20 protein-coding genes are annotated in these 25,599 nt (G+C 71.7%); 12 read left to right on the top strand and 8 right to left on the bottom strand.

Annotated features, from left to right (window positions below; genetic code table 11):
• Positions 1-94: 94 nt before the first annotated feature.
• The 3 genes from HD596_RS05325 to HD596_RS05315 all read right to left on the bottom strand — a co-directional run bounded on the left by HD596_RS05325 (position 95) and on the right by HD596_RS05315 (position 2,851).
• Positions 95-766 (bottom strand): rhomboid family intramembrane serine protease, encoded by a 672-nt coding sequence (locus tag HD596_RS05325; protein WP_185068193.1) that lies wholly within the window; start codon positions 764-766, stop codon positions 95-97.
• Positions 767-836: 70 nt separating this feature from the next.
• The gene (locus HD596_RS05320) at positions 837-2,027 is read right to left on the bottom strand and encodes an MFS transporter (RefSeq protein ID WP_185068192.1); all 1,191 of its coding nucleotides are present in this window, start codon (positions 2,025-2,027) and stop codon (positions 837-839) included.
• 311 nt (positions 2,028-2,338) lie between these two features.
• Positions 2,339-2,851: a TetR/AcrR family transcriptional regulator gene (locus HD596_RS05315; RefSeq protein ID WP_185068191.1), complete on the bottom strand. Its 513-nt coding sequence runs from the start codon at positions 2,849-2,851 to the stop codon at positions 2,339-2,341.
• 53 nt (positions 2,852-2,904) lie between these two features.
• Here HD596_RS05315 and HD596_RS05310 point away from each other — a divergent pair, with 53 nt between their 5' ends.
• Positions 2,905-4,068 (top strand): cysteine desulfurase family protein, encoded by a 1,164-nt coding sequence (locus HD596_RS05310; RefSeq protein ID WP_313042850.1) that lies wholly within the window; start codon positions 2,905-2,907, stop codon positions 4,066-4,068.
• A 21-nt stretch (positions 4,069-4,089) separates the two neighbouring features.
• Here HD596_RS05310 and HD596_RS05305 read toward each other — a convergent pair whose 3' ends face one another.
• Positions 4,090-5,133 carry a DUF695 domain-containing protein gene (locus HD596_RS05305; RefSeq protein WP_185068190.1) on the bottom strand — a complete coding sequence of 348 codons (1,044 nt, stop codon included), beginning with the start codon at positions 5,131-5,133 and terminating at the stop codon, positions 4,090-4,092.
• A gap of 67 nt (positions 5,134-5,200) precedes the next feature.
• On the opposite strand from HD596_RS05305, the gene mnmA reads away from it, so the two are divergent.
• A complete protein-coding gene (gene mnmA / locus HD596_RS05300; RefSeq protein WP_185068189.1) occupies positions 5,201-6,259 on the top strand; it encodes a tRNA 2-thiouridine(34) synthase MnmA in 1,059 nt (352 codons plus the stop codon).
• On the opposite strand, the gene HD596_RS05295 is transcribed toward mnmA, so the two are convergent.
• A complete protein-coding gene (locus HD596_RS05295) occupies positions 6,252-6,884 on the bottom strand; it encodes an MBL fold metallo-hydrolase (protein ID WP_185068188.1) in 633 nt (210 codons plus the stop codon). The genes mnmA and HD596_RS05295 overlap by 8 nt on opposite strands.
• Positions 6,885-6,908: 24 nt before the next feature.
• On the opposite strand from HD596_RS05295, the gene HD596_RS05290 reads away from it, so the two are divergent.
• The 7 genes from HD596_RS05290 to HD596_RS05260 all read left to right on the top strand — a co-directional run bounded on the left by HD596_RS05290 (position 6,909) and on the right by HD596_RS05260 (position 17,868).
• Positions 6,909-7,889 carry a methionine synthase gene (locus tag HD596_RS05290; RefSeq protein ID WP_185068187.1) on the top strand — a complete coding sequence of 327 codons (981 nt, stop codon included), beginning with the start codon at positions 6,909-6,911 and terminating at the stop codon, positions 7,887-7,889.
• 87 nt (positions 7,890-7,976) lie between these two features.
• Positions 7,977-10,166, top strand: a complete 2,190-nt coding sequence (gene ligA, locus HD596_RS05285) for an NAD-dependent DNA ligase LigA (protein WP_185068186.1) — start codon at positions 7,977-7,979, stop codon at positions 10,164-10,166.
• 588 nt (positions 10,167-10,754) lie between these two features.
• Positions 10,755-12,827 carry a putative bifunctional diguanylate cyclase/phosphodiesterase gene (locus HD596_RS05280; RefSeq protein WP_185068185.1) on the top strand — a complete coding sequence of 691 codons (2,073 nt, stop codon included), beginning with the start codon at positions 10,755-10,757 and terminating at the stop codon, positions 12,825-12,827.
• 249 nt (positions 12,828-13,076) lie between these two features.
• Complete coding sequence (gatC, locus tag HD596_RS05275) at positions 13,077-13,376, top strand: Asp-tRNA(Asn)/Glu-tRNA(Gln) amidotransferase subunit GatC (RefSeq protein ID WP_185068184.1); 300 nt, start codon at positions 13,077-13,079, stop codon at positions 13,374-13,376.
• Complete coding sequence (gene gatA / locus HD596_RS05270; protein WP_185068183.1) at positions 13,373-14,863, top strand: Asp-tRNA(Asn)/Glu-tRNA(Gln) amidotransferase subunit GatA; 1,491 nt, start codon at positions 13,373-13,375, stop codon at positions 14,861-14,863. The genes gatC and gatA overlap by 4 nt, the downstream gene beginning before the upstream one ends.
• A gap of 2 nt (positions 14,864-14,865) precedes the next feature.
• Positions 14,866-16,353, top strand: coding sequence for an Asp-tRNA(Asn)/Glu-tRNA(Gln) amidotransferase subunit GatB (gene gatB / locus HD596_RS05265; protein WP_185078298.1), 1,488 nt, complete (start codon positions 14,866-14,868; stop codon positions 16,351-16,353).
• Positions 16,354-16,491: 138 nt separating this feature from the next.
• On the top strand, positions 16,492-17,868 hold the full coding sequence (locus HD596_RS05260; RefSeq protein ID WP_246554144.1) for an MFS transporter: 1,377 nt from the start codon (positions 16,492-16,494) through the stop codon (positions 17,866-17,868).
• Here the strand turns inward: HD596_RS05260 and HD596_RS05255 are convergent.
• Genes HD596_RS05255 through HD596_RS05245 form a run of 3 tightly spaced genes read right to left on the bottom strand, consistent with a single transcriptional unit; the run spans position 17,852 to position 20,817 of the window.
• Positions 17,852-19,360 (bottom strand): tripartite tricarboxylate transporter permease, encoded by a 1,509-nt coding sequence (locus tag HD596_RS05255; protein ID WP_185068182.1) that lies wholly within the window; start codon positions 19,358-19,360, stop codon positions 17,852-17,854. The two genes, HD596_RS05260 and HD596_RS05255, sit on opposite strands and share 17 nt — an antisense overlap.
• Entirely contained in the window at positions 19,361-19,846 is a 486-nt protein-coding gene (locus HD596_RS05250) for a tripartite tricarboxylate transporter TctB family protein (protein WP_185068181.1), read from the bottom strand.
• The gene (locus HD596_RS05245) at positions 19,846-20,817 is read right to left on the bottom strand and encodes a tripartite tricarboxylate transporter substrate binding protein (RefSeq protein ID WP_185068180.1); all 972 of its coding nucleotides are present in this window, start codon (positions 20,815-20,817) and stop codon (positions 19,846-19,848) included. The genes HD596_RS05250 and HD596_RS05245 overlap by 1 nt, the downstream gene beginning before the upstream one ends.
• Before the next feature lie 135 nt (positions 20,818-20,952).
• On the opposite strand from HD596_RS05245, the gene HD596_RS05240 reads away from it, so the two are divergent.
• The 3 genes from HD596_RS05240 to HD596_RS05230 all read left to right on the top strand — a co-directional run bounded on the left by HD596_RS05240 (position 20,953) and on the right by HD596_RS05230 (position 25,280).
• A complete protein-coding gene (locus HD596_RS05240; RefSeq protein ID WP_185068179.1) occupies positions 20,953-22,527 on the top strand; it encodes an ATP-binding protein in 1,575 nt (524 codons plus the stop codon).
• 12 nt (positions 22,528-22,539) lie between these two features.
• The gene (locus tag HD596_RS05235; protein ID WP_185068178.1) at positions 22,540-23,202 is read left to right on the top strand and encodes a response regulator; all 663 of its coding nucleotides are present in this window, start codon (positions 22,540-22,542) and stop codon (positions 23,200-23,202) included.
• 92 nt (positions 23,203-23,294) lie between these two features.
• Entirely contained in the window at positions 23,295-25,280 is a 1,986-nt protein-coding gene (locus HD596_RS05230) for a VanW family protein (RefSeq protein WP_185068177.1), read from the top strand.
• The last annotated feature ends 319 nt before the right edge of the window (positions 25,281-25,599 follow it).

Below are 25,599 nucleotides of genomic sequence, written 5' to 3'. Positions count from 1 at the left end.
CTGAGGAGTCTGTGAGTTGTCTGTGAGCCGGGGCACCCCGACGTGGGCGTGCGCGCCGCCGGGGGCCGCCGATCCACAGAGAACTCTTAGGACGTCACGCGGGCTTCGTACTCCTGGACGTCGAAAGGGAGGTTCCCTTCGAGATCCATCCCGCGACGATGCCGCTCAGCAGCGCGACCCCGTGGAGGTCCGCCAACGCGGCCAGCACCCCCGCAGCGGGGACGGCGACGGCGGCGAAGAGCCAGAGGGGCAGGCGTTCGCGCTTGCCCACCAGCTGGGAACCGGCCACCGCCACGGCGACCATGACGATGACGCCCCACGTGCCCAGGCCCATGACGAGCGAGGCGCCCAGGACGAGCGCGTAGTACGCGCCCAGCGCGCGGCCCAGCCTGTCGCAGGCGGCCACCGCGAGGCCGCCGGCCAGGCCGCAGACGGCGATCGAATTGCCCGCCCCCGGATCGTTCAGGAGATATCCGGCCGCCTCCCCGGCCACGGCGCCCGCGGCGTACAGGGCGAGCCAGCGGGCCGGGCCGAACGCCCGCTCGGCGAAGTAGCCGAGCACCGCGAGGCACACCAGGTTGAACAAGGTGCCCAGCACACCGCCGTCCTGCACCACCAGCGCCGTCCCCAGCCGCCACCACTCACCCTCGGCGATCGCCGCCGGGTTCCGCATCAGGGCGGGCTCCAGGCCGGAGATCGCGAGCTGGAGGAGGCTGGGGACCGCCGTGATCACGAAGACCACGGCTGTGGTGTACGGCTTGAACATGGCGTTCAGGCTCGCACAGCGGCACTGAACGGGGCAGTGGCCTATGTACGCGGCTTGACGGTGACAAATGTCAGACCGCGACGGTCTCTCGCTCGGTGAGCGTGACGGACGAGGTGATCGCGGCGGGCTCGCTCCGGGGGAGGAACCGGGAGGCGGCCGCGATCAGCACGCCCAGGACGACCCCGATGCCGAGCGCGGTACGCAGCGTCGTGGCGTCCGAGATGAAGCCGATCACCACGGGCCCGAGCAGCAGGCCGGCGTACCCCATGGCGCCCGCCTGGGCGATCGCCGGTCCTGGGGAGTCGGTCGCGGTGCCGGCCAGCGACAGGGTCAGCGGCGAGATCGTCGCCACGCCGAGCCCGACGAAGAACATCGCGAACACCGCCACCAGCGCCGCCGGCGCCATCAGCACCACCGCGAAGAACCCGGCCGTCGCCACCCCGGAGACGGTCAGCATGCCCCGCACGCCGAACCTGGTCCGCAGCCGGTCACCGGTGAGCCTGGCGATCAGCATGCCCAGCTCGAACACCGGGTAGCCGAGGGCGGCCAGCGCCTCGGGGGCGCCCAGCTCGTTGCGCATGTAGAGGCCGTTCCAGTCGGCGACGGTGCCCTCGACCATGAACGCGAAGAACATGATCGCGCCCAGCAGGTAGACGATCGGCGGCATGCGCCGGCGAGCCGCCGTCGTGGCCCCGGCCGCCGGGGGCTCGGGCAGGTACGTACGGCCGATCAGCACCATGACGGGCAGCGAGACCAGGCCGATCAGCGCGACGTTGGCGGTGAACGGCAGCCCCACGGCGATCGCCAGGCTGCCCAGCCCGCCCGCCGAGATGGCGCCCACGCACCAGCCCGCGTGCATGCCGTTCATCAGCGGCCGGCCGTACGCCTGCTCGACCGTGGAGCCCTGGGCGTTCATGGCCACGTCCACGGTGCCGAACGCCATGCCGAAGAACGCCACGGCCACCATGAGCGACGGGAGGTTCGGGGCGAACGCCACGGCCACGAGTCCCAGCGCGGTGAGCGGCCCGCCGATCCGCAGCACCGCCCGGCTGCCCGCGCGGGCCATGATCCGGCGCATGGACTGCATCGTCACCAGCGCGCCCAGGCCCCACACCAGGAGCACGGCGCCGACCGTCGACTCGGACAGGCCGAGCTTGTCGGTCAACGCCGGGATGCGCACCGTCATGGTGCCCACCATCAGTCCGCCCAGCACAAACGTCAGAACCGCCCCGTAACGGGCACTCCTCAGGGAACGGGTCATCGCTTAATACCTCACAAGAATTCGCACTATTTCGCCATATTTGGGTTTCGCTGCCGCCCGCCCTGCGGCATCCGGGCGAGCTCACGTGGGGGGAGGGGGCCGGCGTCACCATCCGAAGCCGCTCCCGGCGCGCGCCGAGCGCCAAATGCCAGGGCCAAGCCACGGGTCGGTGAAGAGTGTCCGGGGGCGAGCGGTGGCCCGGGTCCGTTCCCGAGCAGGGCGGCGCCGTACCGGCTGTCGTCCGAGGGGGCGGTCGGGAAGGCCGCGACGGGCCCGCGTCCCACAATGGGGGAGGCGGGCGGGTCAGGGGCTCAGGAAGGGGGTTTGAGTAGCGCTTTCATCCGGGTCTCGAGCGCCTGGAGATCGTCCTCCGTGTTCAGCTCCGGGTCGTGGCTGGCCACGTCCCAGAGCCCTTCACACGCCAGTCGTACGATCTGCGACACCCGCGGATCCGGCTCCTCGCTCAACCCCTCGCGATGCCAGCGGGACATCGCCTCGCGGAGCGGCGCGAGCAGGAAGAGGTTGCCCGAGGCGCCCGTGACCACGGCCCATCGTCGCAGCCGTCCGGAGCGGACGGCGGCCAGCGTGGCGTGCAGGTAGCGCTCGGTGTAGGTCTCCCCGGGCTGCGCGGCCATGAGCTGGTCGAAGTCCTCGATCAGGCGCTCCACCATGCCTTTGATCAGGGCTTCTTTGGTGCCGTAGTGATAGAGGAGGCCGCCCTTGCTGACGCCCGCCCGGTCCGCCACGGCGGCCAGGGTGAGTGCGGACGAGCCCTGGTCGCAGAGCAGATCCTCTGCCGCATCCAAAAGCTCGTCTCTTCGCATGCCACTACTGTACCGTCCGGACGGTACAGTGGCAAACGAGATACGCTGATCGGGTGACCAGACCGTCGGCCTATCTTGATCATGCGGCTACCACGCCCATGCTGCCCGAGGCGATCGAGGCCATGACGGAGCAGCTCAAATGCGTCGGCAACGCCTCCTCGCTGCACGCGGCGGGCCGCCGGACGCGCAGGGTGGTCGAGGAGGCGCGCGAGACGATCGCCGACGCACTTGGCGCCCGGCCCAGCGAGGTCGTGTTCACCTCGGGCGGCACCGAGGCCGACAACCTCGCGATCAAGGGCCTCTACTGGTCCCGCCGCCCGAGGCGGCGCGTGCTGATCAGCTCCGTGGAGCACCACGCCGCGCTCGACCCCGCCCACTGGCTGGCCGACAGCCAGGGCGCCGAGGTCGAGCTGCTCGACGTGGACGCGTACGGCCGGGTCCACCCCGAGACCCTGCGCGCGGCCATCGAGCGCGACCCCGACGACGTGGCCATGATCAGCGTCATGTGGGCCAACAACGAGGTCGGCACGGTCCAGCCCGTCCACGTGCTGGCGGCCATCGCCCACGACCACGGCATCCCGTTCCACACCGACGCGGTCCAGGCGGTGGGGCAGTTGCCCGTGTCGTTCTCGGCCTCGGGGGTCGACGCGCTCACGCTGACCGGCCACAAGGTCGGCGGCCCGATGGGGGCCGGCGCGCTGCTGCTGGCCAGAGGGCTGACGCCGGTCTCCGTGCAGCACGGCGGAGGTCAGGAGCGCGACGTGCGCTCGGGCACGCTCGACGCGCCCGCCATCGCCGGGCTGGCCGCCGCCGTCAGCACCGCCGTCAAGGAGCAGGAGGCCCTGGCCCGCCGCCTGACGTCGCTGCGCGACGAGCTCATCCAGCGCGTCCGCCAGGCAGTCCCCGACGTGGTGCTCAACGGCGACCCCGCCGACCGGTTGCCCGGCAACGCCCACTTCTCCTTCCCCGGCTGCGAGGGAGACGCGCTGCTCATGCTGCTCGACGCCAAGGGCGTGGAGTGCTCGACGGGCTCGGCGTGTTCGGCGGGCGTGGCGCAGCCGTCGCACGTGCTGCTGGCCATGGGGGCCGAGGCGGCGGCGGCGCGGGGTTCGCTCAGGTTCACGCTGGGGCACACCTCGACCCGCGACGACGTCGACCGCCTGATCGAGGTGCTCCCCGCCGCCGTCGAACGCGCCCGCCGGGCCGGCCTCAGCTGACGCCCGGTGCCTCAGCCGGCGTCAGGTCAGGAAGGCCACCACGGCCGACCAGGATGGATCGGCGGCCACGTCCACCCGGGGCTCGCCCTCCTCCCAGCTCACGATCAGCTCCTTCGCGTGGATCGCCGCGTCGCCGGTCGGGTCGGCGTACACGTGGATGATCCGATGCCCCTCGGCGCTCAGGTGCGCCGCCAGCACCGCGTCGTCGCGCAGCTTGAGCAGCCGCGCGGCCAGCCGCTCCTCGAAGTCGCGCAGCGCCGCCAGCGAGTCGCCGACCGGCAGGCCGTTCTCGTCGCGGTGGGTGTAGGGCAGCGTGATCTCGATGTGCTGGTCGAACAGCGGATAGTCCACCGGCCGCAGCGGGTGGCGGGCCGTGGCGACCAGCGGCGCGCCGCTGCCGGTCTGCCCTTCGAGCAGCACCCACTCCTCCTCGGTGTAGCCCGAGGCCAGGTCGGCGACCACGGCGGGCAGGTGGACGGCGGCCACGGAGTCGATCGGCTGGAACGTCGCCGGCGTGATCTCCCCGACCCACCGGGCCACGTCGTCCTCGCCGAGCAGCCAGTCGAGGGCCAGCAGGGCGGCCTCCATCCTGGTGTCCTCGTCCAGCTCGCTGAAGATCGGGTGGTACGCGGACACGTCGACCCGCGGCTGGTCCCTCGGCACCCGCAGCCCCAGCATCAGCTTGTCGAGCGCGAACTCGAAGCCGCCGACGTCGAGCGTCAGCTCCATGGCCTGCGGATTGGCCTGCCGCGACGGGTGGAACTCCCACAACATGTCGGACGGCGGCGCAGCCTTGGCCCAGCGGTGCGCGAGCGAACGCAGCTCGGGGTCGCCCGCCGCGGTCACCACCAGGGCGTGCGCGGCCTCCTTGCCCGGAGCGACCTCCCAGACCAGGCCCGGGTGGATCGCGGCGACGGCCGGGGCCAGCCGCTCCTCAAGCCCTCCGACGTCGCCGTTGGCGACCAGGGAGTCGAGCCCCGGCCTGGACTCCTCCCACCACGCCCAGAACTCGGCGATCCCGTCGCCGGCCTCTTCGTCTGCGCCCTTGCGCCCGAACAGTCGCATGGCCTGAATACTCGCAGACCCCGGCCATGGTCGCGCACTCCCGCGCGGACAGTACGCTGGAACGGTCATGGGACTGCGTGTGCTTGCCGCCATGTCGGGCGGCGTCGACTCCGCCGTGGCCGCCGCTCGGATCGCCGAGGCCGGTCACGACGTCACTGGCGTGCACCTCGCTCTGTCGGCCAACCCCCAATCCCACCGCACGGGGGCGCGGGGCTGCTGCACGATCGAGGACTCGCGCGACGCGCGACGCGCCGCCGACGTGATCGGCATCCCCTTCTACATCTGGGACATGGCCGAACGCTTCCAGCGCGACGTGGTGGAGGACTTCGTGTCCGAGTACGCCGCGGGCCGCACGCCCAACCCGTGCCTGCGGTGCAACGAGAAGATCAAGTTCTCGGCGGTGCTGGACCGGGCGCTGGCGCTGGGCTTCGACGCGGTCGCCACCGGCCACCACGCCAAGCTGGTCGACGGCGTGCTGTCCAGGAGCCCCGACCAGGGCAAGGACCAGTCGTACGTGCTCGGGGTGCTCACCCGCGAGCAGCTCAGCCACGCGATCTTCCCGCTGGGCGACTCGACCAAGGCCCAGGTGCGCGAGGAGGCCGCCAGGCGCGGCCTGACCGTCGCCGACAAGCCCGACAGCCACGACATCTGCTTCATCGCCGACGGCGACACCCGCGGCTTCCTGGCCGAGCGGCTCGGCTCGGCCGAGGGCCCCATCGTCGACCAGAGCGGCGAGGTCGTCGGCAGCCACCAGGGCGCCCACGGCTTCACGATCGGGCAGCGCAAGGGCCTGCACATCGACCGCCCGGCGGCCGACGGCCGGCCCCGCTACGTGCTGTCGATCGAGCCGGTGTCCAACACGGTCACGGTCGGCCCGCGGTCCGCGCTGGAGGTCACCTCGATCACGTGCGGCAGCCCGGTGTGGAACGGCCCGTCCACCTTCGAGGACCTGACCGTGCAGCTGCGGGCGCACGGAGAGGTGTACGGGTGCCGCTTCGAGGAGATCTCCGGCGGCCTCCGCGTCGACCTCGACCGCCCGGCCACCGGCGTGGCGGCGGGCCAGGCGGCGGTGCTCTACTCCGGCGACACCGTGATCGGCTCGGCGACGATCGTCTCCGCTAGCTGAGCGTGACCGACTCGCCGGCCGCCAGGCGGCGGATGTCGGCGCTCTGGTGCTCCGACTCCATCTTCAGCCAGTTGTCCACCAGGCCGAGGCCGATGTCGTTGTACAGGCCGTCATGGGTGGAGAACGCCCTTGCCGGGCGGATCTCGCGGAGATATTCGATCATGTCCCCGAGCTTCAGCCAGGGCCCGCCGGTCGGGACCAGCAGGGTGGGCACGTCCACCCCCGGGACCGTCAAGGCGTCACCCGGGTAGAAGATCTCGTCGTCGACGAGGAAGCCGACATTCTGGACGACGGGCACGTCGGGATGGTTCTTGGCGTGCCACTCGCCGAAGGCCCGCACGCGGAAACCGGCCGCCTCGAACGCGTCGCCATGCCGTACCACCTGGACCTTCTGCGGAACGTCCGTCAGATCCGCGGCCACGCCCTCGCAGGTGTAGATCTCCAGGGTGGGCGGCGCGGCCTTCAACTTGTCGACGTCCACGTGGTCGAAGTGCTCGTGGGTGATCAGGACCGCGTCGGCGCCGTCGAGCACCGGACCCTTGCTGAACGTCCCGGGGTCGATGATCAGGACCTTGCCGTTCTTCTCCACGCGTACACAGGCGTGCTCGTGTTTCGTCAGCTCCATTCGACAGAGCCTACGCTTGTGCCCATGTCAACGTGGGAAGCCACCGGAGTCGGCTCGCATCCGGGCGAGGATCATCTCGAGGCGATCAGGGTCGTGTTCGGAGAGGTGCCCGGGCTGCCGTACCTGCCCGAGCTGCCGGCCAGGGGCGTCGGCGCCGACATGATCGGCAGGACGGCCGGGCTGCTCGTCGATCTGCCCGTCGAGGTGCAGCCCTCCGGGTGGCGGCTGGCCGATCGGCCGGGGCGCGACCACCAGCGGGCCGTCGATCATCTGCGGCGGGACCTGGACGGGCTGGAGGAGGTCGGCCACGACTACTCCGGGCCGCTCAAGCTGCAGGTCTGCGGTCCGTGGACGCTGGCCGGGGCGATCGAGCTGAAACACGGCGACAAGATGCTCTCCGACGCGGGGGCCGTACGCGATCTGATCGCCTCGCTGGCGCAGGGGGTCGCCGATCACTGCGCCGACGTGCGGCGGCGGCTGCCCGGGGTGACGGAGATCGTGCTGCAGCTCGACGAGCCGGGGCTGCCCGGGGTGCTGGCGGGGACCGTGCCGACGGCGTCGGGGTTCGGGCGGCTGGCGGCCGTCGAGGAGTGGCGGGTGGAGGAGTCGATGCGCTCCTTCGACGCCCCGATCGTGCACTGCTGCGCGCCGTCCGTGCCCTTCGACGTGCTGCGCAGGGCCGGGGTGCGCGGTGTGTCGGTGGACGCCGCGCTGCTGCGGCGCAGGGATGAGGACTCCGTCGGGGAGGCCGTCGAGGCGGGCCTGCAGCTCTTGCTGGGGGTCGTGCCCGGCCGGGACACCCGGCTGCCGGACCACGGGGTGGTCGCCAAACCGGCGCTGGACCTGTGGCGGCGGCTCGGGTTCGCGCCCGACCGGCTGGCCGGGCAGGTCGTGCTGACCCCGGCGTGCGGGCTGGCCGGGGCCTCGCCCGCGTACGCCCGCGCGGCCCTGGCGGCCTGCCGGAAGGCGGCCCAGGTGCTCAGGGAGGACCCGGAGGCCGGGTGAGCGCTGGTTGTCAGTGCCCAGCGGTAGCGTTTGCACAGGTTGACGTACGGGTTCGGGTTCGGGCTCGGCTTCGGAAGGGAGCATACGGTGAGTGAGGCAGGCGCCGAGGTGGCGGGTGTGCCCGTGGCCGCGCTCAAGCGGCATGCCGAGCTGAGTGATCTGGTCGACGAGGCTCGCTGGCGCTACTACGTGCTCGACCAGCCGACGGTCAGCGACGCCGAGTTCGACGGGTGGTTCAGGGAGCTGCTCGCGCTGGAGGAGGCGCATCCGTCGCTCCAGACGCCCGACTCGCCGACGCAGAAGGTCGGCGCCCCCGTGTCGGGCGACTTCGCCAAGGTCCAGCACCTCAACCGGATGGAGAGCCTCGACAACGCCTTCAACGAAGCCGACATGGCCGCCTGGATGCAGCGGGCCGAGCGGCTGGCCGAGGGCGACCCGGGGCCCTACCTCTGCGAGCTCAAGATCGACGGGCTGGCGATCGCGCTGGTCTACCGTGACGGCAAGCTGGAGCGCGGGGCGACCCGCGGCGACGGGCGCACGGGCGACGACGTGACGGACAACGTCCGCACGATCAAGGGCGTCCCCCACCGGCTCACGGGCGACGACGTCCCCAGCCTGGTCGAGGTGCGCGGCGAGGTCTACATCCCGGTCGAGGACTTCAAGAAGCTCAACGAGCAGCTCGTCGAGCAGGGCAAGACGCCGTTCGCCAACCCGCGCAACTCCGCGGCCGGCACGCTGCGGCAGAAGGACCCGCGCGTCACGGCCCAGCGGCCGCTGCGGATGCTGGTGCACGGCATCGGCATCTGGGAGGGCTCGGCCGTGCCGCGGGCGCAGTCGGAGGTGTACGAGCGGCTGCGGGAGTTCGGGCTGCCGGTCAGCGATCTCTACCGGGTGGTGCCGGGGCTGACCGAGGTCAACGAGTTCATCGAGAACTACCGCGTGCACCGTCACGATCCCCCGTACGAGATCGACGGGGTGGTCGTGAAGGTCGACGACTTCCGTACGCAGCGGGAGCTGGGCTCCACGTCGCGGGCGCCGCGGTGGGCGATCGCGTACAAGTACCCGCCGGAAGAGGTCAACACCAAGCTCCTCGACATCCAGGTGGGCGTGGGCCGCACGGGGCGGGTCACGCCGTACGCGGTGATGGAGCCCGTGTCGGTGTCGGGCTCGACCGTCGAGCGGGCCACGCTCCACAACGCCGCCATCGTGGTCAAGAAGGGCGTGCTCATCGGCGACACCGTGGTGCTGCGCAAGGCGGGTGACGTGATCCCCGAGATCGTCGGGCCGGTGACGGCGCTGCGCGACGGGTCGGAGCGGGAGTTCGTCATGCCGACGCACTGCCCGGAGTGCGGCACCGAGCTGGCGTACGAGAAGGAGGGCGACGCCGACCTGCGCTGCCCCAACGCCCGCGGCTGCCCCGCCCAGATCCGCGAGCGCATCTTCTTCGCGGGCGGGCGGCGCGCGCTCGACATCGACGGGCTCGGCTACGTCGCGGCCACCGCGCTCACCCAGCCGCTGCCGCCCCAGGAGCCGGTGGTGCGCACCGAGGCCGACCTGTTCGACCTGACGCTGGAGCAGCTGCTGCCCATCAAGTCGATCGTCCGCGACCAGAACACCGGCCTGGCCAAGATCGACCCCAAGACCGGGGAGGAGAAGGTCGTCAGCTTCTTCTCCAACATCGACGGCGGGGCCAGCCAGAACGCGCTGCAGCTCATCGAGGAGCTGAAGCAGGCCAAGCAGGCGCCGCTCGCCAACGTGCTGGTGGCCCTGTCGATCCGGCACATCGGCCCGCCGACCGCCCGCGCGCTGGCCGACGAGATGCGCTCGATCGACCGCATCATGAACGCCTCGGAGGAGGAACTGGCCGCCGTCGAGGGCATCGGGCCCCGGGTGGCGGCCACGATCCGGGAGTGGTTCTCGGTCGACTGGCACCGGGAGATCATCGACCGGTGGCGGGCCGCGGGGGTGCGGATGGAGGACGAGCCGGCGCCGGAGAAGGGGCCGCAGACGCTCGAGGGGCTGACCTTCGTGGTGACGGGGACCCTGGAGGGCTACACCCGCGACTCGGCGGCCGACGCGATCACCAGCCGGGGTGGGAAGGTGTCGGGGTCGGTGTCGAAGAAGACGTCGTTCCTGGTGGTGGGGGAGAACGCGGGGTCGAAGTACGACAAGGCGGTGAGCCTTGGGGTGCCGATCCTGGATGGGGCCGGGTTCGAGGTCCTGCTGAAGGACGGACCGGAAGCGGCTGCTGCGGTGGCGGTAAGCACGGAGGCTTAGCGGCCTTCGACGGGCCGGGCGCCGGTGGGCGGCGCTCGGCCGATGCGCGGGGTGCGGCGTCGGGCGGGTGGCGTGCGCGCTATGCGATCTCGGGCGGGCTGGTGCTTGGTGGTGGCGCGCCTGGGGATGGCCGCGCGTGGGGATGGCACGATAGCGGGCGCTCAGCTCAGCAGCGCGCGGGAGTGGGCAGAGCGGCAGGCGGCACCGCGTCGGCGGTGTCGCGGCTCTCGGAGGGGCGCTCTTGGCGCCGCGTCGGTGGGGCGTGGTGCGGTGGAGTTCGGCGCTGGTGTGCGGTGCCCGGCCGATGCGCGGGGTGCGGCGTCGGGCGGGTGGCGGGCGCTGTGCGATGCGCGGGCGGGCTGGTGCTTGGTGGTGGCGTGCGTGGGGATGGCCGCGCGTCGGGACGGCACGGTAGCGGAGCTGGGGTGGCGGGGGGCGGTTGTGTGGGGAGGGTAGGCGGTTTGCTACCCAGGGTGGTTTTTGGGTATATGTCGGAAAGGAGAAGTGACGGAACGTACGCGCTTGGTTTCGCGAAGTGGGGTGAAGGTCGTACCCTCCCATAGTGACCTAATGGGGGTTCTGTTACCGATGACTGACCCAACCGACACCCGCGACACCGGACCACGCGTCGGCACGCCGCTCTGGGCGTTCCTCGCGGGCGTAACCGTGATCGGCTTCACCGCGCTCGTGGTGGCCATGCTGAGGCTGGACGCCGCCGGGTTGGTGGAGCTCGCCCGCACGCCGCTGTTCTGGGCGCTGTCGGTGCTGGTGATCCTGGGCGAGCTGAGGCCCGTGATGGTGTCGTCCGCCGCCTCGGTGGGTGGCACGTACCCCTCCACCATGTTCACCTTCGCCGTGCTCCTGCACTTCGGGCTGCCCGTCGCGGTGCTCATGCAGGCCGTGGCCGTCGCCATGAACGGGGTGGTGACGCGTAAGGCGTGGCATCGGGTCATGTTCAACATCGCGCAGTCGACGCTCGCGCTCACCGCGGCGGCCGTGGTGCTGGGGGTGTTCGGGATCGCGCCGAGCCCGGCCGTGCCCTGGGTGCCGGACGGGTCGGACCTGCCGGCGATCGCGCTGGCCGGGGTCGCGTACTTCGTCACCAGGGCCGCTCTCGTGTGCGGCGCGGTCGCGTTGCACGAGCGGCGCTCGATCACGCGGGTGTTCAAGGTCACGGTCGTCCCGCAGAGCCTCGTGTACGTCGGGCTGCTCGGCCTGGCGCCCCTGGTCGTCGTGGCCATGGAGCACTCGCCCGGCATGGTGCCCCTTTTCGTCGCCCCGCTGGCCGCCGTCTACTTCACCGCCACGCTCTCGATGCGCCGTGACCATCAGGCCCTGCACGACGAGCTGACCGGCCTGCCCAACCGCAAGATGCTCATCGTCAGCACGGAGGAGGCGCTGGCCGAGGCCCGGCAGGACGAGCGGGTCGGCCTGTTCCTCCTCGACCTCGACCGGTTCAAGGAGGTCAACGACACGATGGGGCATCCGGTGGGCGACCGGCTGCTGCAGATGGTGGCGCACCGGCTCACCCATTCCGTACGCCCCGGCGACGTCGTGGCGCGGCTGGGCGGCGACGAGTTCGCCGTGCTGCTGCCCTCGATCAGGGACGCCCACGCGGCCAGGGAGGTCGCGGCCCGGCTGCGGGCGGCGCTGACCGAGCCGGTACGGCTGGAGGGCATGACCTTCGACGTGGACGGTTCCGTCGGGATCGCCCTCTACCCGGACCACGCCCCCGATTTCGAGCTGCTGCTGCAGCGGGCCGACGTGGCCATGTACCTGGCGAAGGAGGGGCGCAGCGGGGTGGAGCTCTACCAGCCCGACAAGGACCGCAACTCTCCCGAACGCCTCAACCTCCTCGGCGACCTGCGCCGTGCCATCGACAGCCGCGAGCTGCGGCTGCACTTCCAGCCCAAGGTCAGCCTCGGCACCGGCGCCGTCCAGGGCGTCGAGGCGCTGCTGCGGTGGCGGCATCCGGTGCACGGGATGATCCCGCCGTCGGAGTTCGTGCCGCTGGCGGAGCAGTCGTACCTGATGCGGCCCCTCACGGCGTACGTCATCGAGGCGGCGCTGGAACAGGCGGCCCGCTGGTGGCACACGGGGCTGCAGGTGCAGATCTCGGTCAACATCTCGGCCCGCGACCTGCTCGACTCGGCCCTGCCGGAGCAACTGGAGGTCGGCCTGGCCGCCTCCGGGCTCCCGCCGGGGGCCATCCAGCTGGAGGTGACCGAGCGCATCCTGACGGGCGACCAGGCCTACACCCAGGAGACGATCAAGGCGCTGGCCGCGCTGGGCGTGCCGCTGGCGCTCGACGACTTCGGTACGGGTTACTCGTCGCTGATCCGGCTCCAGCGTCTGGCGGTGTCCGAGGTGAAGATCGACGCCTCGTTCGTGCGCCGGATCGCCGAGTCGGAGGACGACTACCGGATCGTCCGCTCGATCGTGGACCTGGTCCGCTCGCTCGGCCTGCGCTCGGTCGCGGAGGGCGTGGAGTCGGACGAGGTGGCGATGCGGCTGGACGAGATGGGGTGTGACATGGGGCAGGGGTGGCTGTTCGGGCGGCCCATGCCCGCCGCCGACGCCACGGTCTGGCTCAGGGAGCACACCGGGGCGGGGCCCGGGATCGAGTACGGCTACCAGCCCGAGGTCAGCCGCTCGGCCTGACCCGATGGGTCTCCGGCTCGGGGGTGATGGCGGGCGGCCTGGCGGTGATGGTGGGCGGCGGGCGCTTCCGTGGCGCGTGCCGGAGCAGGTAGGCGGGTGCAGGAGCGGGAGGGGTGAGCGGGCGGTCGGAGTGGCCCACGCCCGTGCCGTGTTCGTTTCGGCGCGGTTAATCGGTTCGGGGCTGCCACGTCAAGCCCCCTAGGATGGCATTGTCCAAAGACTCCATCCACGAAACGGGTTACACGACTCATGTCCGCCATAACCCGCGACGAGGTCGCACACCTGGCCCGGTTGTCCAGGCTGGCGCTCACCGACGACGAACTCGACCACTACGCCACCCAGCTCGATGCCATCATCGAAGCGGTTGCGAAGGTGGCCGAGGTCGCCGCCGAGGACGTGCCGCCATCGTCGCACGCGCTTCCGCTGACCAATGTCTTCCGTGCCGACGAGGTACGACAGTGCCTGACGCCCGAGCAGGCGCTCTCCGGGGCGCCCGCCGTCGAGGACGACCGCTTCCGGGTGCCGCGCATCCTCGGGGAGGAGGCATGAGTTTGATTCGCAAGACCGCCGCCGAGCTGGGATCGATGATCGCCGGCGGCGAGGTGTCGGCCGTCGAGGTGGCCGAGGCGCACCTCGACCGCATGGCCGAGGTCGAGCCCAGGGTCCAGGCGTTCCTCCACGTCGATCGCGAGACGACGCTGGAGCAGGCCCGGGCCGTCGACGCCCGGCTGAGGGCGGGCGAGAAGCTCGGCCCGCTGGCCGGCGTGCCGATCGCGCACAAGGACATCTTCACCACGCGTGACATGCCGACCACGGCCGCGTCCAAGATCCTGGAGGGCTGGCGCCCGCCGTACGACGCGACCGTCACCGCGCGGCTGCGCGAGGCGGGGCTGGTCTTCCTGGGCAAGACCAACCTCGACGAGTTCGCCATGGGCTCCTCCACGGAGAACTCGGCGTACCAGATCACCCGCAACCCGTGGGACCTGACGAAGATCCCGGGCGGCTCGTCGGGCGGCTCCAGCGCCGCCGTGGCCGCGTACGAGGCGCCGCTGTCCACGGGCACCGACACAGGCGGCTCCATCCGGCAGCCGGCCTCGGTGACCGGCATCGTGGGCATGAAGCCCACTTATGGTGGCTCGTCCCGTTACGGGCTCATCGCGTTCGCCAGCTCGCTCGACACGCCGGGCCCGTTCGCCCGCAACGTGCTCGACGCGGCGCTGCTGCACGAGGCGTTCTCCGGGCACGACCCGATGGACTCCACCTCGATCGACGCGCCCGTGCCGAGCGTGGTCGAGGCCGCGAAGAACCCCGACATCGCCGGCATGCGGATCGGCGTCGTCAAGGAGTTCGCCGGCGAGGGCTACCAGGCCGGCGTGCTGGCCCGCTACCACGAGGCCGTGCAGCTCCTGGAGTCGCTCGGGGCCAAGGTCGTCGAGGTCTCCTGCCCGTCGTTCACGACCGCGCTGCCCGCGTACTACCTGATCGCGCCGTCGGAGTGCTCGTCCAACCTGGCGCGCTTCGACGCCATGCGCTACGGCCTGCGCGTCGGCGACGACGGCACCCGCAGCGCCGAGGAGGTCATGGCGCTGACCAGGGCCGCCGGGTTCGGCCCCGAGGTCAAGCGGCGCATCATGCTCGGCACGTACGCGCTGTCGAGCGGCTACTACGACGCCTACTACGGCCAGGCGCAGAAGGTGCGCACGGTCATCTCCCGCGAGTTCGAGGCCGCCTACCAGCAGGTCGACGTGCTGGTGTCGCCGACCACGCCGACCACGGCGTTCGGGATCGGCGAGCGCGCCGACGACCCGATCTCGATGTACCTCGCCGACCTGTGCACCATCCCGTCCAACCTGGCGGGCAACGCGGCCATGTCGGTGCCGGTCGGCCTGGCCGACGAGGACAACCTGCCGGTCGGCCTGCAGATCATGGCGCCGGTCCTGGCCGACGACCGCTGCTACCGCGTCGGTGCGGCCGTCGAGAAGGCCCTGGAGAGCCGCTGGGGCGGCCCGCTGCTGAAGGAGGCCCCGTCGCTATGACCATGGTCTATGACGAAGCGCTCGACCGGTTCGAGCCGGTGCTGGGCCTGGAGACGCACGTCGAGCTGGGCACCAGGTCGAAGATGTTCTGCGGTTGCAAGACCGCCTTCGGCGCCCCGCCCAACACGCAGGTCTGCCCGACCTGCCTGGCGCTGCCCGGGTCGCTGCCGGTGGCCAACGCCGCGGCCATCGAGTCGACCATCCGCATCGGCCTGGCGCTGAACTGCTCGATCGCCGAGTGGTGCCGCTTCGCCCGGAAGAACTACTTCTATCCGGACATGCCGAAGAACTACCAGATCTCGCAGTACGACGAGCCGCTCTGCTTCGACGGCTACCTCGACGTCGAGGTCGAGGGGCAGACCGTGCGGATCGGGATCGAGCGGGTGCACCTGGAGGAGGACACCGGCAAGTCCACCCACGTGGGCGGCGCAACCGGGCGCATCCACGGGGCCGACTACTCGATCGTCGACTACAACCGCGCCGGCATCCCGCTGGTCGAGATCGTGACCAAGCCCATCCCGGGCACCGACCGGCTCGCGCCCGAGGTGGCCAAGGCGTACGTCACCGAGCTGCGCGAGATCATGCGCTCCCTCGGCGTCTCCGACGTGCGCATGGAGGAGGGCTCGCTGCGATGCGACGTCAACGTGTCGCTCATGCCGCGCGGCGCCGACGAGTGGGGCACCCGTACGGAGACCAAGAACGTCAACTCGCTGCGCAGTGTCGAGCGGGCCGTGCGGAGCGAGATCGAGCGGCAGGCGGCCATCCTGGCCGACGGCGGGAAGATCATTCAGGAGACCCGGCACTTCCACGAGGACACCGGCACCACCACGTCCGGCAGGTCCAAGGAGGAGGCGCAGGACTACCGCTACTTCCCCGAGCCCGACCTGGTGCCGATCGCGCCCGACACCGCGTGGGTGGCGGAGCTGAAGGCGGCCCTGCCCGAGCTGCCGTCGGTCAAGCGCAAGCGGCTGCAGGCCGAGTGGGGGCTGTCCGACCTCGACATGCAGGCCATGCACAACGCCGACGCGATCGACCTGGTCGAGGCCACGGTCGCGGCGGGCGCCCCGGCGGCGGACGCGCGCAAGTGGTGGATGGGCGAGCTGGCCAGGCGCGCCAACGAGACCGGCGCCGCGCTGGCCGACCTGCCCATCACCCCGGCGCAGATCGCCAGGGTGACCGAGCTGGTGGCCTCCGGCGCGCTCAACGACAAGCTGGCGCGCGAGGTGCTCGAAGGCGTGCTGGCCGGTGAGGGCACGCCGGACGAGGTCGTCGAGAAGCGCGGCCTGCAGATCGTCAGCGACGAGGGCGAGCTGCTGGCCATCATCGACCAGGTGCTGGCCGGCAACGCCGACGCGGCCGAGAAGGTCAGGTCCGGCAAGATCGCCGCGGCCGGCGCCCTGGTGGGCGGCGTCATGAAGGCGAGCAGGGGCAAGGCCGACGCGGCCCGAGCCCGCCAGCTGATCCTGGAGAAGCTGGGCGTCTCCGAATAATCAGGCAGATCACCGAGGGCCTCGCCGTTCCGACGGCGGGGCCTTCGGCCTTGGCGGCGGGTCCTAGGCCCAATTGCCGGGGCCGGCTAGGACCGGCGCTGGAGGCGCCGGGAGGCGGGTCTCCGTAGCGTTCGGGGCATGAAGAGAAAAGCATTGACGGCGGGCCTGGTGGCGATGGTGTCGCTGGTGGCCTTCGAGTACATGGCGGTCGCGATCGCCATGCCGGTCGTGGCCAAGGAGCTCGGCGGGCTGGAGCTCTACGGTCTGGCCTTCAGCGGGGCGATGGCGGCCAGTGTGGTGGGCACCGTGCTCGGCGGCCGCTGGGCGGACGTACGCGGCCCCCTGGCGCCCTTGTGGACCGGCGTGGCGGGGTTCGCCGGCGGGCTGACGGTGGCGGGGCTGGCGCCGAGCATGGAGGTGCTGATCGCGGGCCGGTTCCTGCAGGGGTTCGGCGGCGCGCTGGTCAGCGTGGCGCTCTATGTCGTGGTGGCCCGGGTCTATCCCGAGGAGCTGCATCCACGGATCTTCTCCCTGTTCGCGACTGCGTGGGTGGTGCCCTCGATGGCGGGGCCGGCGATCGTGGGGGTGGTGACCGAGACGCTCGGGTGGCGCTGGGTGTTCCTGCTGGTGCCGATCTTGACCGTGGCGGGCGGCCTGGTGCTGCTGCGCGGGCTGGCGGGCCAGCCCCTGGCCGGTGGGCAGAGCGAGGCCGAACCCGGCCTGCTGGGCAAGGTCGGCTGGGCGGTCGTGACGGCCGTGGGCGCCGGGCTCATGCAGTACGGCAGCGACGGGCGGCTCGTGCTGCTGGTCGCGGGCCTGGCGGTGCTGCTCGTGGCGCTGCCCAGGCTGCTTCCCGCCGGCACGCTCCGCGCCGCCCGCGGGCTGCCGTCCGTGGTCGGGCTGCGCGGCCTGGCCTCCGGCGCGTTCTTCGCGGCCGAGGTGATCGTGCCGCTCATGCTGATCCAGGCCCGCGGCCTGTCGACGCTGGCCGCCGGCCTCGTGCTCATGGGCGGCTCTCTGACCTGGTCGTTCGCCTCGTGGCTGCAGGGCCGCCAGACCTTCAGCCAGGTGACGAACCTGCGGCTGGGCTCGGCCATGCTGGCGCTGGGCATCCTGGTCATGGGAACGGTGACGTTCACCGCGGTGCCGGTGGCGCTGGCCTACCCGGCGTGGATCGTCACCGGCTTCGGGATCGGCCTGCTCTACCCGACGCTGTCGGTGCTGACGCTGGAGCTGTCGGCGCCCGGCGAGCAGGGCAGGAACAGCTCGGCGCTGCAGGTGGGCGAGTCGGTGTTCTCGGTGGTGGCGGTGGCCGTCACCAGCGCGCTGTTCACGGCGGCCCACTCGGGCTACTGGACGGTGTACGCGGCCACGCTGGTCATGGCGCTGGCCGGGCTGGCGATCGCGCCCCGGTCTTTCGGGCGCGGGTCTTTCGGGCGCCGGGCCGCGAGTGGTTCCGCCGATCCGGTCGCACCGGCGGAACCAGCTCGTGAGCCCGTCAATCGACCGGCGTGACCGCACGCCGCCGGGCCGACAGCGTCCTGAACACCGGCGTGAGCAGCGCCAGGGCGGCCAGGACCAGCAGCACCACGGCGACCGGGCTGCGCACCAGCACCGTCACGTCGCCCGCTCCGATCGCCAGGGCCCGGCGGAGCTGGATCTCCGCCATCGGGCCCAGGATCATGCCGATCACCGCGGGGGCGACCGGCAGGCCGAAGCGGCGCATGGCGTAGCCCAGGAGACCCAGGACGTAGAGGACCACGAGGTCCACGACGGTGCCGTTCAGGGCGTAGACGCCGAGGGCGGCGAACAGGACGATCCCGGCGTACAGGTACGGGCGGGGGATCCGCAGGACGCGGGCCCACAGGGGCGCGAGGGGCAGGTTCAGCACCAGCAGCATCGTGTTGCCGATGAACAGCGACGCGATCATGCCCCACACCAGCGCCGGGTTGTGGTCGAACAGCTGCGGCCCGGGCTGGAGCCCGTACTGCTGGAAGGCGGCCAGCAGGATCGCGGCCGTCGCCGACGTGGGCAGTCCCAGCGTGAGCAGCGGGACCAGGGTGCCGGCGGCGGAGGCGTTGTTGGCCGCCTCGGGCCCGGCCACACCCTCGATGGCGCCCTTGCCGAACTCCTCGCGGGCCTGGCCGCGCGCCAGCCGCTTCTCGGCCGCGTACGACAGGAAAGTGGGGATCTCCGCCCCGCCGCCGGGCAGCGCGCCGAACGGGAAGCCCAGCGCCGTGCCGCGCAGCCACGGGAACCAGGAGCGCCGCCAGTCCGCGCGCCCCATCCACGCCCGTCCCACGGGCACCACCTCGGGGGCCGCGTGGCGCAGCCGCGAGGCCACGTAGAGGGCCTCGCCGAGCGCGAAGAGCCCGACCGCGACGATCACGACGTCGATGCCGTCGAGCAGCTGCGGGATGCCCATGGTGAGCCGGGCCTGGCCGGTCTGCTGGTCGATGCCGATGAGCCCGATCACCAGCCCGAGGCCCAGGGAGGCCAGGCCGCGCACGACCGAGCGGGACAGCACGGACGACACGGCGGTGAAGGCCAGGATCGCCAGCGCGAAGTAGTCCTCGGGGCCGAACGAGATCGCGAAGCTCACCACGGCGGGCGCGGCCACGACCAGCAGCGCCGTGGCGATCGTCCCGGCCACGAACGAGCCGATGGCGGCCGTGGCCAGCGCCTGCGCCGCCCGGCCGCGCCGGGCCATCTTGTTGCCCTCCAGCGCCGTGATCATCGACGAGGACTCGCCGGGCGTGTTGAGCAGGATGGAGGTGGTCGAACCGCCGTACATGCCGCCGTAGTAGATGCCCGCGAACATGATGAACGCGCTGGCCGGCGGCACCGTGAACGTGATCGGCAGGAGCAGCGCCACGGTCATCGCGGGCCCGATGCCGGGCAGCACGCCGACCAGGGTGCCGAGCGTGACACCGACGAGCGCGTACAGGAGGTTGACGGGGGTGAGCGCGGCGGCGAAGCCGTCGATCAGGAGCTGGAACGACTCCACTCAGATCACCCCCGCCAGCAGCCCGCCCGGCAGCGCCACGCCGAGGCCCTTGACGAACAGCAGGTACGTGGCGAGCCCCACGACCACCGAGATCACGGCCGAGCGCCCCTTGTGCTCGGCCCCGAGCGCCAGCGACAGCCCGAAGAACAGCAGGCTCGCGCCGATGATCCAGCCGAGCACGTTGAGGAGCGCCGTGAACGCCAGGAAGATCCCGCTGACCAGCCCGACGCTGCGCCAGTCCGTGGGCGCCTCCACGTCCACGTCCTCGCTCTCCTCAGGGTCGCCGTGGCCGCCGCGGATGACGTCGACCACGTAGAACAGGCCGATGAGCACCATGGCGCCGCCCACCAGCATGGGGAAGAAACGGGGCCCGATGCCGAGCTGGGAGGCCGCCGCGGAGACGTCCAGCGTCCCGATCACGACGAGCACGCCCAGGCCCAGCACCACGACCGCCAGCCCGAGCTCGGGCCGCCACCAGCGAGCCATCAGGAAACGAGCCCCATCTCGGCGATGATGCCCTTGACCCGGGTCTGCTCGGCGTTCAGGAAGTCGGTGAACTGCTGCCCGGTCTGGAAGGAGTCGATCCAGCCGTTCTTGCTCACCGCGTCCTTCCACGGCTGCGAGTCGTGCATCTTGGTGACCAGGTCGGTCAGCGCCTTCTTGTCGGCGTCGGACAGGCCGCCGGGGGCGACGAAGCCGCGCCAGTTGGCCAGCGAGACGTCCAGGCCGCCCTCCTTCAGCGTGGGCGCGTCCAGGCCGGGGATCCGCTCGGCGGAGGTCACGCCGAGGGCGCGCAGCTTGCCGGACTTCACGTGCTCCGCGAACTCGGCCACGCCCGAGATGCCCGCGCTGACCTTGTTGCCGAGCAGCTCGTTGAGCGCCTCGCCGCCGCCGGAGTGGGCGATGTAGTTGACCTGCTTGGGGTCCACGCCCGCGGCCTTGGCCATCAGGCCCGCCACGATGTGGTCGGTGCCGCCGGCGGAGCCGCCCGAGATCGACACCTTCTTCGGGTCGGCCTTCCAGGCCGCCACCATGTCGGCGAGCGACTTGTACGGCGACTCGGCCGGGACGACGACGATCTCGTACTCCTCGGTCAGCTTGGCGATCGGAGTGGTCTCGGCCAGGGTGACCTTGGACTTGTTCTGCTCGATGGCGCCCACCATGACCAGGCCCATGGTCATCAGCAGGTTGCCGTTGCCCTTCTCGCCCGCGAGCTGCGCCAGGCCGATCGTGCCGCCCGCGCCGGGCACGTTGTACACCTCGACCTTGCGCTTGGAGTCGGCGGCCTTGATCGCCTGCTCCGCGATGCGGGAGGTCTGGTCCCAGCCGCCGCCGGGGGAGGCCGGAGCCATGATCCGCAAGGAGCCGCTGGCGGACGTGCCGGTGCCTGACTCGCCGCAGCCGGTCAGCGCGGCGAGGGAGAATGCCGCGAGGGCGGCGAATACGCGCAAGCGCATGATCACTCCAGGGGGTGTTTCACGGTTGTAAAACTGGGATCGTGAAGCCCCATCCCGCCTGCGTCGAGGCTTTGCACGCTTGCCGTCATAGTGGTCGTATTGGTCGCAACCTGGCCGTGACCTGCGTTTGTTTCCATGTGCAAGGTGAGACGCGTCCGTGACGCCTCCCTCGGGACCCAGCTGTTCGTGCTCCAGATGGTGATCGTTCTCCTCGCCGTCGGGGGCACCGCAGGGGTGTGGGCCGAGCACACGCGCGACCAGCTCGACTCGCTGCACCAGCAGCGGGCGCTGGCCATCGCGCAGTCCGTGGCAGGGCTCCCACAGGTCAGGGAAGCGTTCAAGCTGAAGAACCCGGAGACGGTCCTGCAGCCGCTGGCCATGAGCGTGCAGCACGAGACCGGCGCCGACTACGTCGTGATCGCCAACGCCGAGCAGAAGCGCTACGCCCACCCCAACACCCTGCTGATCGGCAAGCAGCTGTCCACCGACGGCACCACCGTCCTCAAGACGGGCAGGAGCTGGGTCGGCACGGAGACCGGCACGATCGGCACCACGGTCAGGGGCAAGGCCCCCATCCGCGACGAATACGGCAGCGTGATCGGCCTGGTCTCGGTCGGCGTGCTGGAGACCACGGTCGTCGGCCAGCTCGGCGCCGCGCTCCCGCCGCTGGTCTGGACGGCGCTGGCCGTGCTGCTGGCGGGGCTCACGCTGGCCGCGGTGATCACGGCGCGGGTGCGCAGGCAGACGTTCGGGCTGGAGCCGCGCGAGATCGCCGCGCTGCTGGAGCAGCGCGAGGGCGTGCTGCACGGCGTCAAGGAGGGCGTGCTCGCGCTGGACCTCAACGGCCGCGTCTCGCTGGTCAACGACGCCGCCCGCGAGCTCCTGGGCAACGTCGGCGAGGACCTGACGCAGATGCCGGTCTCCGAGCGCATGCGCGACGTGCTCGGGGGCGCCGACCCCGGCGAGGACCGCGTCGTGCTGCACGGCGAGCGCGTGCTGGTGCTCAACCGCACCCCGGTCTCGGTACGCGGCCAGCACCGCGGCTGGGTCGTCACCCTGCGTGACCGCACCGAGCTGACCCGGCTGGCCCGCGAGCTCCACGACACCAGCAGCGCGACGGAGGCGCTGCGGGCGCAGGCGCACGAGTTCGCCAACCGCATGCACACCATCGTCGGCCTGCTGGAGCTGGGCGAGCACGAGGCGGCCATCAACTTCATCACCCGCAGCACCGGCGGCGCCTACGCCACGGACCTGCGCGAACGCGTCCAGGACCCCACCCTGGCCGCCCTGCTGCTGGCCAAGTCCGCCGAGGCGGCCGAGCGGGGCGCCCGGCTCGTGCTGTCGGAGGACTCCACCGTGCCCGAGGGCCTGCTCGGAGACCCGCAGGACGCGGTCCTCGTGGTCGGCAACCTGGTCGCCAACGCCATCGACGCGCTCGACGGCGCCGAGGGCACGATCGAGGTGTCGGTGCAGGCCGACGCCGACGGGCTGCGCGTACGGGTGGGCGACTCGGGGCCGGGCATCGCGCCCGATCTGGTGGAAGAGGTGTTCAGGGAGGGGTTCACCACCAAGGCCGCCCGGTCGGGGCCGCGCGGGCTCGGGCTGGCGCTGACCCGGCAGGCGTGTCTGCGCCGGGGCGGCTGGGTACGGGTACGGAACTCGGGCGGCGCGGTCTTCACGGCCCTGCTCCCGGCGAAGGCCCGCGCATGATGAGGTGCGCTCATGAGTGACATCCGGGTGCTGGTGGTGGACGACGACTTCATGGTCGCCCGCATCCACAGCGGCTACGTGGCGCGCGTACCCGGATTCCGGGTCGTGTCGGTCGCCCACAGCGGGGCCGACGCGCTCACCGCGGCGGCCGAGCTGCGGCCGGACCTCGTGCTGCTCGACATCTACCTGCCCGACATGTCGGGACTTGAGGTGCTCAAGCAGCTCCACGGCGTGGACGTCCTCATGATCAGCGCCGCCCGCGACGTGCCCACGGTCAGGGAGGCCATGCGCGGCGGCGCCGTCAACTACCTCATCAAGCCCTTCACCGCCGCCGCGCTGACCGACCGGCTCCAGCAGTACGCCGACACCCGCAGGCGCCTGACCGCCATCGGCCCCGAGGCGCGGCAGGACGACGTGGACCGGCTCTTCGGGAGCCCCAAGACGTCCGTACCGATGCCGAAGGGGCTGTCGGCGGCTACGTGCGAGCTGGTCGCGGAGACCCTCCGCGAGGCGGGCCGCGACCTGTCGGCGACCGAGACGGCCGAGCTCACGGGCCTGTCGAGGGTGAGCGTGCGCCGCTATCTCGAATACCTGTGCGTGGCCGGGCAGGCCGAGTTCCGGCCCCGTTACGGCACCGCCGGCCGACCGGAACATCGCTACCGGTGGCTAGGTTGACACACTTCCGTAGCCATTTCCCGTGACATATGCGGATCCGCGTGCCTTACTGTTGCCTGAGACTTGGCTGCGGACCGGGAGGAGATTGAGGCGTGCGTAACGCCGGACCGATCGAATCACCGACCGACCCGTTCGCCTCGGTGCCATTACCCGCTTCGGGCGTCTCCAAGAAGCCGCGGATCGAAGGGCTGCCCCCGGGTGTCTCCCGGGACATCTTCGGCCCCACGGACAGGCAGGAACCCCGGCCGGCCCAAGGCCCGAGCGCCCCGGGCGGTCCCTCGGGCGGTGCGCTGCCCCCTGTGGCGCCGCCGGCGCAGCCATGGCCGGTGAACGGCAAGGAACCGCCGACCCCGCCCGCGCCCGTGTTCGGCTCCCCCTCGGAGCGGCCGACCTCGTACGACCCCGAGCCGCCTCGCAAGCGCCGCCTCCTTCCGGGGCTGCTGGTGTGCCTCGTGCTGCTCGCGGCGCTGGCGTACGTGGTACCCGCCGTGCTCATGTCGGGCTCCGTCCTGCGCGGCACCCACGTCTCGGGCGTCGACATCGGCGGGCTGACCGTCACCCAGGCGGCCGACAAGCTCCGCAACGAGCTCGCCAGCCGGCTGAGCCGCCCGGTCGTGGTCGACATCGCCGGCCGTAAAGAGACCATCCAGTCCGACGAAGCCGGTCTCGAACTCGACGTGGTCGGCACGATCGGCCAGGCGCCCAGCGGGTTCCCCAGCCCGCAGGAGGTGTGGCGGGGCCTCACCGGCAAGACCGAGCTCCAGCCGAAGGTGAACCTCGACTCCTCGCAGCTCGCCAGGACCGTCGAGGGGCTGGCCGAGGCCGCCGACAAGAAGCCCCACGAGGGCCGGGTGACCTTCACCGGGCTGGAGCCGAAGGCCCGCCAGCCCGAGGACGGCGTGCTGCTCGACCGCGAGGACGCCGTGCGCCGGATCGGCGACGCCTTCCTGCAGGGCGGCGGCAACGTCGTGCTCACCCTCAGGCCGGCCAAGCCCGTCACCACCGCCGAGGCCGTCGAGACCGCCCTCACCAAGGCGAAGCAGGCCGTCTCCGCGCCCATCACGCTGACCGTCGGCGACAAGCAGGCGCAGATCTCCCCGGCCATGATCGCCGCCAACCTCACCTACAACTCCGACGGCTCCGGCGGGCTCGCGCCCCGGTTCGACACCACCGCGGTGCTGGCGGCCCTGGAGAGCCGCCTGGTGGACGCGGCCCAGCAGCCGCGTGACGCCACGTACGACATCGTGAACGGCAAGCCGGTCCTGGTGCCCGCCCGCACGGGGCGGGGCGTGAACGACAAGCTGCTGGCCAGGGACGTCGAGCGGGTGCTCGACGAGGGCGGCAGCCGGACGATCCCGGTGCGGCTGGGCTCCGTCGCGCCCACCGTCACGACGGAGCAGGTACGCGACCTCGGGATCAAGGAGACCGTGGGCGCGTTCACCACGTCGTTCGACGCCGGCCAGCCTCGCGTCAAGAACATCCAGCGCATGGCGCAGGAGCTCGACGGGCACATGGTGAAGCCCGGGGAGACGTTCTCGATCAACGAGGTCGTGGGCGAGCGCACCGTCGAGGACGGGTACGTCGAGGCGGGGCAGATCGTCGGCGGGCGGATGGTGAACATCGTCGGCGGCGGGGTCTCCCAGTTCGCCACGACCATGTACAACGCCGCCTTCTTCGGCGGGTTCGACCTGGTCGAGCACCAGCCGATGGACTACTACGCCCCCCGCTACCCGCCTGGGAGGGACGTGGCGCTGCTCTATCCGGACACGGACCTGAAGTGGCGCAACGACTCCGACTTCGGCGTGCTGATCAAGACGGCCTTCACGGAGACGTCGGTGACGGTCACCTTGTGGAGCACGAAGCGGTACGACGAGGTGGAGGCGGTGACGTCCGAGAAGCGGGACATCCGGCCGTTCCGGACGGAGACCAGCTCGGCGCCCGGGTGTTTGCCGACGGTGGGGGAGCAGGGGTTCACGATCGACGTGACCCGGGTGTTCCACCAGGACGGCAAGGTGGTCAAGAAGGACAAGAAGCTGACCACCAAGTACCGCCCCCAAACGCAGACCACCTGCACCTGACCCCCGCCACCCGGGGCCGCCCCACGGCCCCGGCACCCACCCTCTCTCGGCCCTCACCCGCGCCCGGCACCCACCCCTGCCCGACCCGCGCCCTCTGCGGCCGGGACCTCTGCGGCCGGGACCTCCCATGGCCCACGCCCGCGCCCCCGCCCGGCCCGCGCCCGGCACCCACCCTCGCCCGCGCCCGGCGCCCACACTTGCCCAGCCTGCGCCCTGGCCCGCGCACAGCGCCCGCTTGCCCGGCCCTCGCCCGGCCCGCGCGCCCGGCTCGGCCACGCCCACGCCCGCGCTCCCGCTCGGCCTACACCCACGCCCGCGC

Origin of the sequence: Nonomuraea jabiensis (assembly GCF_014204795.1) — a bacterium.
Taxonomy (GTDB): Bacteria; Actinomycetota; Actinomycetes; order Streptosporangiales; family Streptosporangiaceae; genus Nonomuraea; species Nonomuraea jabiensis.
Note: the sequence above shows the minus strand (reverse complement) of the source record. Positions and strands in the feature narration are given on the sequence as shown.

Bases quoted from the DNA above. Each gene is read 5' to 3' on its own strand.
- HD596_RS05250 (WP_185068181.1), bottom strand. From the start codon at position 19,846: ATGGCTCGCTGGTGGCGGCCCGAGCTCGGGCTGGCGGTCGTGGTGCTG.
- HD596_RS05315 (WP_185068191.1), bottom strand. From the start codon at position 2,851: ATGCGAAGAGACGAGCTTTTGGATGCGGCAGAGGATCTGCTCTGCGAC.
- HD596_RS05245 (WP_185068180.1), bottom strand. From the start codon at position 20,817: ATGCGCTTGCGCGTATTCGCCGCCCTCGCGGCATTCTCCCTCGCCGCG.
- HD596_RS05325 (WP_185068193.1), bottom strand. From the start codon at position 766: ATGTTCAAGCCGTACACCACAGCCGTGGTCTTCGTGATCACGGCGGTC.
- HD596_RS05260 (WP_246554144.1), top strand. From the start codon at position 16,492: ATGAAGAGAAAAGCATTGACGGCGGGCCTGGTGGCGATGGTGTCGCTG.
- HD596_RS05235 (WP_185068178.1), top strand. From the start codon at position 22,540: ATGAGTGACATCCGGGTGCTGGTGGTGGACGACGACTTCATGGTCGCC.
- gatA (WP_185068183.1), top strand. From the start codon at position 13,373: ATGAGTTTGATTCGCAAGACCGCCGCCGAGCTGGGATCGATGATCGCC.
- HD596_RS05280 (WP_185068185.1), top strand. From the start codon at position 10,755: ATGACTGACCCAACCGACACCCGCGACACCGGACCACGCGTCGGCACG.
- HD596_RS05305 (WP_185068190.1), bottom strand. From the start codon at position 5,133: ATGCGACTGTTCGGGCGCAAGGGCGCAGACGAAGAGGCCGGCGACGGG.
- HD596_RS05320 (WP_185068192.1), bottom strand. From the start codon at position 2,027: ATGACCCGTTCCCTGAGGAGTGCCCGTTACGGGGCGGTTCTGACGTTT.
- HD596_RS05240 (WP_185068179.1), top strand. From the start codon at position 20,953: ATGTGCAAGGTGAGACGCGTCCGTGACGCCTCCCTCGGGACCCAGCTG.
- HD596_RS05295 (WP_185068188.1), bottom strand. From the start codon at position 6,884: ATGGAGCTGACGAAACACGAGCACGCCTGTGTACGCGTGGAGAAGAAC.
- gatB (WP_185078298.1), top strand. From the start codon at position 14,866: ATGGTCTATGACGAAGCGCTCGACCGGTTCGAGCCGGTGCTGGGCCTG.
- HD596_RS05290 (WP_185068187.1), top strand. From the start codon at position 6,909: ATGTCAACGTGGGAAGCCACCGGAGTCGGCTCGCATCCGGGCGAGGAT.
- mnmA (WP_185068189.1), top strand. From the start codon at position 5,201: ATGGGACTGCGTGTGCTTGCCGCCATGTCGGGCGGCGTCGACTCCGCC.
- gatC (WP_185068184.1), top strand. From the start codon at position 13,077: ATGTCCGCCATAACCCGCGACGAGGTCGCACACCTGGCCCGGTTGTCC.